This is a genomic window from Pedobacter gandavensis (genome assembly GCF_014172405.1).
Taxonomy (GTDB): domain Bacteria; phylum Bacteroidota; class Bacteroidia; order Sphingobacteriales; family Sphingobacteriaceae; genus Pedobacter; species Pedobacter gandavensis.
In genome coordinates, this window is the sequence record NZ_WNXC01000009.1 from 206858 (window position 1) to 220052 (window position 13195).

Genomic DNA, 13195 nt, shown 5'->3' on the forward strand with positions numbered 1-13195 from the left:
ATCCAAAATTTGGCTACAAAATAAGAGGTTCTAAAGTTCCATAAAATTCAAACACAGCCGCAGAAGCGGCTGTGTTTGAATTTTATTTAATGAAGTCATTCTCTTTGACTTCATCATTACCCTGTTTCAAAACCAGCTCACCTGCCTTTAAATTCCCAAATACCTCAGTGGAATCAGGAGCTGCTAATCCTTCTTTCACGTCAACGAGAACTGCCCTCCCTGCCCTAACGACGATCACATACTGACGTTCGGTAGATCGCACAATTGCAGAATTTGGTACCAGCAAGGACCTCGCTCCCGATAACAAAGGAATTCGTACCTCAGCATACATGCCTGGCTTAAGCTGCTGATCGGCATTGGCAATATCCACCTCCACCGCTTCTGATCGTGTACTACCTAAGGTATTGGCTGAACGGCTGATCTTTGCCTTGCGGGTCAGTCCTGGTGTCGCATTAAAAATAAAGCTCACCGGCTTTTTCAGGTCTACCTTGTCTACATAATTTTCCGGGATAAAAACCTCCAGTCTAAGTTTTTTGATATCCTGTAACACAAACATCGGCTGATCCGTAGATTTTCCCGGTGAGACTAAGGCTCCCGGTGACACATTACGTTGAATAATCATGCCATCAAATGGGGCATAGATTTGCAGGTAACTTTGCATGGTTTTTACGGAGCCCATGTTAGATTTTTCGGACAAAGCAATGGCTTCATCAGCTTTCATCCTGGCCATTGCATTATCCAGATCAAGGGGAGAAACGGCACCAGGTTCTTTAGCGGCTTCCTTTAGTCGTCCGTACTTCTCTTTACTGGCACGCGCATTCTCTGTGGCTTGTGTAAACCTCGAGTTAGCCGCCTGCAACTGTGACTCCATTTCCGGGGCTTCCAGTGTAGCCAGGAGTTGCCCTTTACTGACCAAACTTCCCCTGTCAACAGCAATGGTTTTTACAAAGGCATTTACCCTGGGAAAGATATTGACCTCATTATAAGGTTTAAGACTACCAGACAGGACTATATCGCTGATTAAACCCTTTTTCAGCACCTTAGCCAGCAAATCCTCAGCTATTGTGGTTTCCTTTTTATGATCTCTAAGGTCTTTAGGTTGTTCTCCACTGGAACAACCAGCAGCGAGAAGGCCTATAACAGCAACAGTTGTAATATATTTATGATAAGTTGTCATGATTTTTATTGGTTTTCGTTTTGGTTTTCTAATGTATCATCGGGCATAAGTGAGACTGATTTTAAGCTCGTTGTATCCTGGAGCCAGGCGAAGACCTGAGGAAGGATAAACAAGGCAGCAAGCGTGGAAGCGAATAGACCTCCGATCACTGCCCTTCCTAAAGGAGCGGTTTGTTCTCCGGCCTCTCCCATACCGGAGGCCATCGGGATCATCCCGGCCATCATTGCCAGACTGGTCATCAGGATTGGTCTAAGTCTGATCGAAGCACTCGTGATGGCGGCCTTGGTAGAATTCTTGTAATCCAACCGCAGGTTCTCGGCATTGGTCACAATTAGAATGGCATTGGCTACAGATACGCCTGTGGACATGATCATTCCCATGTAAGATTGCAAATTCAGTGTAGATCCAGTGAGCAGTAATAATGTCAGAGATCCAAGAATTACTGCCGGCACCGTCACCAGGACGGTCAGTCCCAATTTAACAGACTGATAATTGGCAGTCAGCAAAAGAAAGATCACCAATATAGCAAAGAGCAACCCATATTGCAGACTATTCATCGTTTCTGTGAGCAGGCTGGACATCCCTTTAAGTTCAACAACCACTCCTTTAGGCGGCGTCTTCAAAGCAGCCAAAGCTTTATTTACCGCTGCCGTTGCGGTACCCAAATCCTGCTTGTGGATATTCGCGCCTATGGTTAAAAATCGTCTGGGACCTGCCCGGTCAAATTCTCCTGGGGTATACCTGATACTGAAGGTCGCCAGGTCGCCAAGAACAGGACTACTTTGTCCCCTCACCAATGGAATTTGCTTTAGCTCATCCATCGTGTTCATCACATATTCAGGCACCTGAACCTGTACCTGATAAGTATAGGCCTTACTTTCGTCCAGCCATTGGATTTTCTCTGTAAACCTGCTGGAAGAAGTACTGGCTGTTACAGACCTGGAAATTTGCGCGACATCCAAACCAAGTTGCGCGGCTTTCAGTCGGTCAATATTTATGGTTACTACAGGAAGCTTCAAGGGTTGAGCGATTTGCACATCACGCAGGTAATCAATAGTTTTCAACTTAGCAACCACCTGATTGGCATAAGATTCAATTTCGTTCATATCCTTTCCCGCCACCCGGACTTCAATCGGCGTACTCGCCCCCTGGCTCATGATCTTCTCTGTCATGTCTATCGGTTCAAAGCTGATGCGGAGGTCAGGAAATTTAAAAGCGATATTTTTCCGCAGTGCATCTTTCAGCTCATCCATATTGACCTTGTAGTCCTTATCCAAATTCACCTGCATCACGGCCTCGTGTGTACCTGTATTGAAAACGTACAAGTTGCTGACCCCATAACTGCTTGGTATGAGTCCGACATAAGCAGAACTGATCGACACCTTATGATTAACCGTATTGTCGATGATAGACAACACTTGTTTCAATTTATCTTCGGTACGCTCCAATCTTGTTCCATCTGGTTCTTTGATCCGAATCTGGAACTGTCCGTTACTCACTTTAGGCATCATGTCTTTTCCTATAAAAACGAATCCTGCAGCAGCAAACCCAATGACCAAAACGAGATATATGGGCACAAGTAATTTTTTATAAGGCATCCAGCTCGTGATGATGTTCATGTAACGAAGTTTTACACGTTCAAAAAGGTCATTCTTCTCCGGATGCGCTTGTTCTTCCTTCAAATGGGCCTCAACTTGCCTTTCCTCAGCTTCATCCAGCACCTCTCCAGCATGCGCATGTACTTTACCATGTTCATAATGCTGGTATCGTTCGGACTTGATCATCCAATTGCTTAAGATCGGCACCAAAGTGAGCGCAAGGATATAGGAAACGATCATCGTCAGTCCAATCGATAAGGATAGTGGAAGAAACATCGCTTTAGGCACACCGCTCATCAGGAATGAAGGGGCAAATACAGCAAGGATACAGAGTAAGATCAGCAGTAAAGGGTAAGAAATTTCCTGACAGGCATCATAGATGGCCTGCTTTTGGGGTTTTCCCATTTCCAGATGCTGGTGGATATTTTCTATTGCAACCGTCGCCTGGTCTACCAATATACCAATCGCCAATGCCAATCCACTTAAGGTCATGATATTGATCGTTTGTCCGAACATACCCAGCAACATCACACCAATAAGTATGGAAACAGGAATGGTGATCACCACAATCAAGCTGCTGCGCAGGTCCCTCAAAAACAGCAGTACCATCAAACCAGTGAGTAATGCACCAAGGGAACCCTCCGTAATTAGACTCTCCACAGCGTTGATCACAAACACCGATTGGTCAAACTCATAAGAAATTTTGACGTCATCGGGCAAGAGACTTTGCATTTCGGGTATTTTTGCTTTCAATGTCTGGACTACGGACCAGGTAGAGGCGTCGGCGGTCTTTACTGCTGGTATATAAACCGAGCGTTTACCATTGATCAGCGCATAATCTACGGTAACGTCTGCAGCATCGCTGACGCGTGCAATGTCTTTGATCAAGACGGGAACACCTCCTTTGACCAGTACAGGAATATTGCCAAACTCCTTCACCTCCTTGACCAGGGAATTCATGGTGGTCACCATCATGGTATTTCCCAGGCGCAGGTTTCCCGATGGCGACATGACATTGAACTTGGCCAATGCACTAACTACTTCATCTGTAGTGAGGTTATAGCTTCTCAGTTTATTGGGATCGATGTTTACAGTAATGGATCTGGAATTGGCCCCAAATGGCGGTGGCGCGGATAATCCTGGAACAGCGGCAAACATCGGGCGTACCCGGGTAGCGGCCAGGTCGTAGATTTCCTTTAAACTTCTGGTTTTGCTCGACAAAACCAGCTGGCCAACTGGTAGTGAGGAGGCATCAAACCGTACCACCTGGGGTGGCAAAGCTCCAGGTGGGAAAAACTTCATTGCACGATTGACTTGCAGTGCTACCTGAGCAGAAGCTTCCGCCATATTGGTGTTTTCATAGAAACTGAGTTTGAGCATGGTAAGCCCTTGTATATTTTTACTGGTGATGTTCTTAATCCCATTCACATACAGGAACTGATCCTGAAGTCTTGTAGAGAAAAAGCCTTCCATCTGTTGTGGAGACATCCCGCCATAAGATTCTATCACGTAAATAGTCGGCAGATTCAATTGGGGAAATATATCTACTGGTATTTTAATCGCGCTCAAAAAAGCAAAGATCAGGAGACTGAAAATAATCACCACGATCGTAATTGGCCTTTTTAGTGCTGTGCTAAGCATGGACATAATTGTTTATCGTAATAGGTTCAAAATTTGATTAAATTGGTTGGTCCCCACAGCGCAGTGCAGCAGCGCAGTACAATAGCCATTCTTGGCCATTACAAAATCCCTTTCCGCTCGATCCAGGACGGCGAGTGTGGCATTAAGCTCTATGATATTGGTTAGCCCATTTTTATAGAGTGACAGTTTTTGCCGATAGCCGGCCTTTGCGGCTATAAGTTGCCGGGGGATCTCCCTCAACCTTTCCAATGCGGTATTTAGCTCGGCATAGGCTTGCTTGCTCTGCAAGGAAAGTTCTTGTTTTTGTGCATTTAATCTGCTGAGTTCATAAGCTGTAGCAGCTTTCTGACTCCGTAGCTTTAGCTGGCGGCGTTTCAGGTCGCTCAGGTTATAAGAGATGCCCAGGCCAACCAGGTAATTGCTACGATCAACTCCCCATCCTTCAGACAAATTTTGAAATTCATCGTTGGAAGTAATACTCGATCCCCTGCCCCAAGCCGCAGCCTGAAGGGAAATTTTGGGCGCATATCCTTTCTTTACCGCAGTTTCCTTATCCAGACTATGCTTGTAAACCGATTCTTGTAGTTCTACCAAAGGATTACTTAAATCAACATTATGCTGGGCAAGGACAGCAATTCCATTGCTAATCAATTTCTGTTGAACCAAAGTATCTGGTACTATGGAATCCAGAGGTAGTCCACTTAAATAAGCCAATTTTAGCTGCACTTGTTTGTACCCGTTAGACAGTTCGATGTAATCCAGTCTTGATTTGGAAAGTTCCGCTTGCGCGATACTGGTGTCTACGCCCGCAATAACGCCGCTTTTGGCCAGCGCGAGTATGGACCTTTCAATGTCCTGGTTTCTCTCAATTGCAGCAGATTGAATCCGGAGCAAATCCCGGTAGCGCAGCAATTGAAGATAGCCAGCCATGCTCAGGTTCTGCAACTGAAATTTTGACCATTCCAAAGATTTCTGGCTGATCTGAATCTTAGATTTCGCTACCTTATTCAACGCATCAAAAGCACCGAAATTATAGAGTTCCCAGTCCAGGGCTATAATCCCAAGATTGGTTAGTGCCGCATGGTAATTGTTATTTTCTCTAACTCCCCTGGAATTGGAAGGAACGATACCAAAGCCAAAATAAGGTCCGGCAACGTTATTATTCGTTCCCAAATCTGCCTGGTAGTTCAGTTTGAGATTTGGCAACCAATTGTAAGCAGCCTCTCCCGCCTCCGCTTTGCTCATGATAATGGCAGATTCATCAGCCATTAATGACGGTGCATGACTGTTCACTTGATCAATCAGGGTATTAGGGGATAAGCTTCCCTGTTTAGTTTGCGCGTTTATGCCCAGCCCATAACTACTTACCAATAGTATGAACAGGCCTTTTTTTAAAGACAACATTTGTGTTTATGTGTGTTAATCCGAAATTGAACCTTAACCGTAAGAAACCATCTGATGTGGTTCCGTCAAGAAGAATAGGAAAATCCTATATACGGAAGGTCATGGTATGGAGATAGGTATCATCCCTGCCCGGAAGCCGGACCTGAATTCCCTGAAGCATTGCTGTTGTCAGCCTAACCTTAACAACAAGCGCTGAAAAAAGTAATGCCAGAAAACCAAAAAACGTGAGTATTGATTCAATTGGCGGGCGCGAGAGCATTTGCTGGATCGCGGCAGATTCCATCAGGTCATCTTCAATATAGTCATGCTTTCGCTTACTAAAAAGCTTTCCAAGGAGTACACTGGTAACCACTTCATTCTGATTGCGATCCAATAAGGAAAAACCCAGAAATGGCTTTCCTATGAAAAGGATGGCAGAAAAATAGAAAAGAATTTTAAGTGTTTTAAGCATCTACTCTGTTTGATGACGAATGTCAAATTTGAAAAATTTAAACTTAAGCGAGAACAAGTAACAGAAAAGTTGCGCATAGAAAAAAACTGTAATAAACACTTCAAAAAAAATGGGCTTCACCAAAATAAAATTAGTAAAGCCCATTTCAGGTATAAAAATATACTACAATTAATTATGAATGTGCAAGGAGATATCGTCTGTGTTGGCTACAAGAATTTTCATTTTCTCCATTTCAGTTTTCTTGTCAAAAATATTTTTCTCCTTTTCAAACTGCCGGATGGTTTCCATATTAACCTTTGTTCCGATTTGCTGGAGCAGTGCAGAAACTTCGGGATAACAATTGGCAGCAGGATCCACAAAGCGGAGGTATGCTAAAGCTTTATCATAGCCTTCTTTCGATTCTTCCAATTTTGCTTTGAGCAACTGTTTGCCACAATATTCATTTTTATGTTGCTGATAAATGGAAGTAATCAACCCTTCAACTTCATGATAACAGCCCAGCTCCTCAGGAACATACCGCAATAAGGCAAATGCTTTACTAAACTCTTTACGATCAATATTTAGCTTAGCAGATTTTAAAATCTTCGGACAATTTTCCTGATAGAAATTATGGATCAATTGCTCAGTGGACACCAAAAACTCATTGAGTTTTTTATCGTTGGGTTTTAATTCCTGAATTGCCTTTAAGATTGCAGCCTCGGCATTAGTAGCCGTGGCAATTGTGGTTTTACTAAAAGTATTAAACGTAACTTGAAGGTCAGGATTCTCTACCATCAATTGAACTTGAACCTTCATCACTTTCACATCTCCCATATCTCCAGCCGTCATATTACTTAGGATATTAATTTTAGGAACAATATAAAATGGCGACTGGTTGGAAAAGCTCAACCTATTCTTAAAGTTCTTTTTTAATTGTTCTACCAAGAACTCATATTGTTTTTTCTCCACCAATGCATCGCCCTCGGGAATACTAAAACTGTAACCTATAGCACTTACCTTGATATTTTGAGCGAAAGCCAATGAGCTTGAAAAAACCAACAGCAATATATTTAACAGCGTTCTTTTCATTTCCCTTACTTAATCGTAATAAACAAACTCTGACCTTTAATATTCCTGGTTGCATTTATGTTTTTACTCTTTAAGAACCGGATAATTTCATTCGCAAATTTATTGGGATTAAATGGTTTATCTGTCTCCTGATCAAACAGAGGAATACGAACTTCGTCGAATACCATTTTATTTTCAATAATACCGGCTAAATTAGCTCTACCCCTAAATGCACTAGCAGAAACCCATTCTTCAATGGCTTCGTTTAAAAACTTTCCGCCTTCAATTTCCGAATCAAAATCTATTGCACAATTTTCATCCAGATTGAAATGTATCACCAATGCTCTTCCAATGTCTCTGATCTCATCGGTTTTTACCATCAGGTTATTCATAAACTCTTCTTGCATCTTTTCAAATGCCCGCGTAATGAGTTTCTCTACATCATTGGTTACAAAACGTCCACTTGATGCCGTTTGGTTTGAAAAGCTCGCACCAGTATGGGTTTCAAATGCCGTTACGTTTAAGGTAATATTGGTACCGCTATCGTCCGTATTGTTCTGCACATCTACCTGCACATAAAAATCTGCACCAGAGCCACTCAATAAATCGGATTTGAAGTTGGACTGCCTATCGGCCGTAAAGGCAGAATTGGCTTGCGCAGCACGTAAATTGGCCACGAAATCTACAGTAGACCATCCCCGCTGATCAAAGGCTTCCTTTACCTTAGACACTGCGGTACGTACAGCGGGATTATTATCTAAAACCGTTTGAACATTTTCATCCTGCTTACTATAGGGTACCACCATGATTTTTGCCGCAGCCCGGGTTACCTCAGCGCTTCTGGTGGCTGCTATTTGCGACTTAGCATTAGGCACAAAGCATGCTAAAATCAGGCAAATTAACCCCGTTGAAAAAACACTTTTCATCTTAAAAACCTATTTTATTTAACACTTTATTACGCTCCAATTCCGTACGTAAAGCATTGTAATTCAATTTGAATTCTACGACCGCAGAAACACATTTTTTATTATCTGCACAGGTATAAAAGGTCGAATTTGAACTTGTGATAAACTGTTTGTAATCACCTTTCCAAAACTTATCAAAAAAGGCTTTATTTTCAGTTTCAACAGATTTTCCCTTGCGAATCATTGGGTTTTTGAAATCAGTACCTGGGAAGCCCATGTAAAACAATTGTTCTAAAGCTTTCTGCTGTGCATTTTTAAGCGCGACTGCATGCCCCTCATCTTTACTATTGTTCGGAAATTCATCACTAACTCCTCTTAACGTTACCAATCCCTGTGCCTCGTGATTGATCACAGCAGAATTTGAATATGGGTTGGACAATAGTTTCTTAGTACAGCTAGACGATACAGACAGGCCTATAGCCAACAGTACCAAAAGTTTAATTTTTCTCATGTTTATTTTGAATTATTTAGTTAAGACTCCAAACGTCACTTTATCTGCAACGGCTTTTTTTATATTTTTCTCCCCATCGATTACCGTTGCGCTGGAGAAATTTCCATCGTCTACGCTAAATACCCATGCTGTGCCAATTTTTTGCTGCCTATCGATCGTTTTTCCACCTACATTTACGGTGTTCCTGGAAACAATATCCAGCAATTGTCCTTTGTTGATCCCCAGGTTTGAACCAGCGGCAATGACAAAATCTTTAAATGGCCCTTTGAAATTTCCTCCGGATTTTTGTGCAGATAGCGATTTCCCGCCTTTGCCAATCCATTCCACAATCTCAATACGCATCGGAAAATTTTTACCGGTAAAAAGCTTTACATTATCAGTTAAACGGTCCAGTGCCACTTTAAAGGAGGCATCCGAATTATCCTTTGGTTGATTGATCAGCTGATTTCTATTTTCCTGAGCTTTAAGCTCATCCTTGCTGTAATGCGTTTTGATAATCGATTTTAAGTCTTCTGCCTCTCCAACCGGTTCAGAATTTATACTTTCTGTCGTTACAATTTCTCCTGTTGACACATCCAATACTTTTAATTGTATGGTCACATTACTGTTCCATTTATCTTTCTTGCTCGTATGTTTTATCCCCAGGATGTTGCCTTCAATAAGATAGCTGGCGCCTTTGCTAATGCCATCTTTAAATGACTCCTTACTATCCATAAAAGCTTCTGTTCTTTGGAGTTTCTTTTCTTTCTCCAGACTCTCCAGATTATTGCGGTCTACCACGGTAAATCTTTTAGAAGAAACAAATGAATTAATGATGGTTTCTTGAATGATTTTGACTTCCATCTTGGAAACAACTCCCTCATCAAAGGACATAGGAATAAATGCGACACTTATTTTTTCCTGTGCTTTTAGGTGTAAACTACACAAGAATAAAGACGCTAAGTAAAATGATTTTTTAATCATGGTTTGATAAAATGGTAATGAAAATTTGCGAGCTGCAAATGTTGGCTATTTAGACTGGCGATCCTAGTCTGCAGGAGGTAGTTTAGCGGTAGTCGGTTGGTAGTTTACAGCAGAAACATCGGGTAGTCCGATGGGTAGTACTACAGACAAACAACTAAACTTAAGATAGTTACACTTGACACCATAAAAACCAACTGGCAAAGCGTTCCTAAAGCCCTTATAAAAAACAAGGGCTCGCTATTGATTTTCAGGGAAGAAAAAGGAAAGCCTTTTTCTTTTAAACCAGGTCAATTACATCAATTCTGATCGGCTGTTCACCTCTAGAATATCATAAATAGTTTTGAGGTGATACTTTACTGTATTATCGGAGATAAAAAGGTCGGAGGCAATTTCCTTATTGGTTTTACCTTCACGAACGAGTTCAATAATTTTTAAATGACGGGGCTTTAATTTGGAGGTTTCAATGCTTTTTGATAACGGCGGATTTTCCTGGGTATCTGTTGAATTTGCATCTTTTAGTAAACGGAAACGCAACAATTCCAATTCCTTTTCAATAGAAAGCCGACGTTGTTTATTTGCTTTATTCAACTTATACAAAGCAAAAATCAGCGCCAACAGCAGGATGATTACATAAACATAAAGTAAGGTTATCTTCTTTTGGTTGCTACTTTCTTCCAAATTACGATGTTGTAAGAGTTCCTGCTCGATCTGGTTTAATTTCCCACTACGATTGGCAGCATCATATTGACGTCTTTCTTCACTTACCTTTTTCTGTACTTCATAAGCATGCTTATAATCATCATTCTCTACGTAGTAGAGGATCATACTTTCAAGCATCGTAATTCTATAGATATCTATACCGTATTTATTCGCGTAATAAAAGCCTTTATCGAAGGCTTCCTGTGCTTTTTGCTTATTCTTTAATCGGGTATACAATTGAATTTTTGCTTTGTATAATACCGGTAAATGTTTAGGGTTTTGTTGTTCCAAAAGCTTGATTCCATCATCGAAATATTTTTCAGCAGCGACAAGATTATCTTTTTTAAACTCCAGTTGACCAAGGACACAGATGTAAAATGCAAGTGTTTCTTTCTTTACATAATGAAGCTGAGCAGGGTCAACCTGTTTTATAGCTTCCAGTAACTCCTTATCATTCTTTAAATCATAATGGATTAGGATGCGTTCAATTAATATGCGGGTCTCCGTTTCTATCCGATGCTTACTTTTTTGGCCCTCCAGATAAGCATTTTGGAGGTTTGTCAAAGCAGCTGTATAATTATACAATTGCTTATAAGTTAGCGATTTTTGAAGGTAGGCATGGTACTTATCATAGGCCGTAGATTCAGCATCGTTGATGATCGCTTCTAACTTGATTAGTGATTTTTCATTTTGATTGTTGTCATTTAACAGAGAAATCTCTTCCTGTAATTTATCATAATCAATTGTTTGGCCGAAGGCAGGTGTTAGCAGGTTTAAAAGACTAGTCGCACAGATCAGTAATAGGGAACGGAAAAACATGGAAAGTAAAAGATATCGATTATAAAATTAATTTGAATCGATAAAGATAGAATAAAATTACCTAAAGGTTATTAAACACAAAGTTTGTAAATATTTCTAAAAACACAAAACCCTCTTTACAATTGTAAAGAAGGTTTGTGGTGGCTAGGTTGTAAACTTCGACCCTAACCTGTCTGATTCACCCCCTAATAACATATTAGACCTATAGGGAAATTCGGTCTATAAAAATGCAAATACTAATATCCTTTTGCTGATTGAGCAGCTTTCAAATTGGCATTGTGATCCAATGCACTTTGAGGATATGGCATTACTTTAAATTTATCTTGCCAGTTACGCTCTTGAACAATACTATTGGTTAAGTCGTAAGTACTTTTCATTACATTTTTGCCAATGTTCCAACGTCTGATGTCAGCATTACGTTGACCTTCACCTGCTAGCTCAATTCGACGTTCATTTCTAATCAACTCACGTACGGTTTCTTTGCTATTAAAAACGGTCTGATCAACAGTTGGCATACCTGAACGGTCACGTACATCGTTTAGTGCATCATACACAGAAGCATCCGGACCCGAAACTTCGTTCTGTGCTTCAGCATAACTTAGTAGAATTTCTGCATAACGAATGATAGGGAAATCCTGAGCACCATCCCAGTCATTTTCTATGTAGGCAGGATCCACCATTTTCTTAAAGTTATAACCAGTTTTACTGTTGTTATTTCCACCTCTACCCCATGTGAATGTATAACCGGCATTGAAGCTATTCCAAGGATTACTCGGGAATAAAACACTTGCATAAAGGCGAGTATCTCTGTTTTTAAACTCATCAAAATAGGTGGTAGTTGGTTTGCCATTATTATAATTTGTGGCACGTTGTGCTGCAGTAGGTGCGGCAAAGGTGTGTCCGGTTTTATCCCAATACGCATTAACCAATTCTTGAGTAGGTGTAATGGAGCTCCAGCCTCCTAAATCAGAAGGAGGAAGCAATGTTCTTAATCCATTTCCATATTCATAAGAAGAGTTGGTGATACTTTGTGAAGCTAGAATCACCTCTTTACTATTTTCATTTACAGTCCAGAATTGTTGTTCATAACTGGCCAGGCCTTTATAGAATTTTTCCTTTTCAGCAGCGTCTGCAAAAGTCACTAATGAAGAATAATCATCTTTCAGGATATCTGGAGTAACCGCTGTCACCCTAAATAATTTGTAGCCCATTCCCATGATCACTTTAGTACTTGCAACAGCATCAGCCCATTTACCATAATACATTTGAATTCTGCTTTTTATAGCCCAAGTTGCTCCAGAAGTAATCCTTCCTGTCTCATTACCAGTTCCACCTACATAAGTCGCAGGGAGGTCAACCGCAGCACTGGTTAATTCTGCTAAGCAGAATGCAATTACATCCGCTTCTGCTGTTGGTGCTACTGCGGTTTCTTGTGGATCTACATAACTTTTTGTCAACAGCGGTACTGCACCAAAAGTCCTGGCCAAATCAAAATAAGTGATCGCTCTAAGTGCTCTTGCCTCAGCAATAAATCTACGTTTCATCACGTCCTCCATTGGAACTTTATCCACGTTATCCAGGAAGTAGTTGTACTTTCTGATAAAAACGTACCTTGAATTATAGCCCAGATCAAGTGTTGCGTCAATATCTCCGGCGCTGACAGAAGTTGCCGTGCTCTCCCAAGGGTATTGTGCATAGGCATTGTCTGATGATCCGTCATCATAAACATTACTATAACCTCCATTTAAATAGCCATAACATCCATTCAAGGCTAATCTAGCTTCGTTTTGTGAAGTCCAGAAAGTTGCACTGGAAATCTGGTCTTGCGGTACCCTGTCAAGTGATGATTTTTTGCAAGATGTTTGTATCGATAGCGCAAAAACCACAAGGGGTAAGTATAATATTTTTTTCATCGGTGTATATTTAATTTTAACAATTATGAAGTCATCGTGAGCACATTTATTTCTGTTGAAAACAACA

Annotated in this window: 10 protein-coding genes; all 10 read right to left on the reverse strand. The window is 41.0% G+C overall.

All coding sequences use genetic code 11. The features are described from left to right. Nucleotides 1-82: 82 nt before the first annotated feature. Nucleotides 83-1177 carry an efflux RND transporter periplasmic adaptor subunit gene (locus tag GM920_RS21000; protein WP_182961178.1) on the reverse strand — a complete coding sequence of 365 codons (1095 nt, stop codon included), beginning with the start codon at nucleotides 1175-1177 and terminating at the stop codon, nucleotides 83-85. Between the two features lie 5 nt (nucleotides 1178-1182). Continuing rightward, a complete protein-coding gene (locus GM920_RS21005; protein WP_317171579.1) occupies nucleotides 1183-4416 on the reverse strand; it encodes an efflux RND transporter permease subunit in 3234 nt (1077 codons plus the stop codon). A 12-nt stretch (nucleotides 4417-4428) separates the two neighbouring features. Continuing rightward, complete coding sequence (locus tag GM920_RS21010) at nucleotides 4429-5820, reverse strand: TolC family protein (RefSeq protein WP_182961182.1); 1392 nt, start codon at nucleotides 5818-5820, stop codon at nucleotides 4429-4431. An 85-nt stretch (nucleotides 5821-5905) separates the two neighbouring features. After that, nucleotides 5906-6271, reverse strand: a complete 366-nt coding sequence (locus GM920_RS21015; protein WP_182961184.1) for a hypothetical protein — start codon at nucleotides 6269-6271, stop codon at nucleotides 5906-5908. Between the two features lie 168 nt (nucleotides 6272-6439). Then, on the reverse strand, nucleotides 6440-7339 hold the full coding sequence (locus GM920_RS21020; protein ID WP_182961186.1) for a hypothetical protein: 900 nt from the start codon (nucleotides 7337-7339) through the stop codon (nucleotides 6440-6442). A gap of 5 nt (nucleotides 7340-7344) precedes the next feature. Next, nucleotides 7345-8244, reverse strand: coding sequence for a DUF6175 family protein (locus tag GM920_RS21025; protein WP_182961188.1), 900 nt, complete (start codon nucleotides 8242-8244; stop codon nucleotides 7345-7347). A 1-nt stretch (nucleotide 8245) separates the two neighbouring features. Further along, nucleotides 8246-8734, reverse strand: coding sequence for a hypothetical protein (locus GM920_RS21030; protein ID WP_182961190.1), 489 nt, complete (start codon nucleotides 8732-8734; stop codon nucleotides 8246-8248). A gap of 12 nt (nucleotides 8735-8746) precedes the next feature. Then, nucleotides 8747-9697 carry a CsgG/HfaB family protein gene (locus GM920_RS21035; protein WP_182961192.1) on the reverse strand — a complete coding sequence of 317 codons (951 nt, stop codon included), beginning with the start codon at nucleotides 9695-9697 and terminating at the stop codon, nucleotides 8747-8749. A 291-nt stretch (nucleotides 9698-9988) separates the two neighbouring features. Then, nucleotides 9989-11215: a LuxR C-terminal-related transcriptional regulator gene (locus tag GM920_RS21040; protein WP_182961194.1), complete on the reverse strand. Its 1227-nt coding sequence runs from the start codon at nucleotides 11213-11215 to the stop codon at nucleotides 9989-9991. A gap of 236 nt (nucleotides 11216-11451) precedes the next feature. After that, a complete protein-coding gene (locus tag GM920_RS21045) occupies nucleotides 11452-13128 on the reverse strand; it encodes a RagB/SusD family nutrient uptake outer membrane protein (protein ID WP_182961196.1) in 1677 nt (558 codons plus the stop codon). Between the last annotated feature and the right edge of the window lie 67 nt (nucleotides 13129-13195).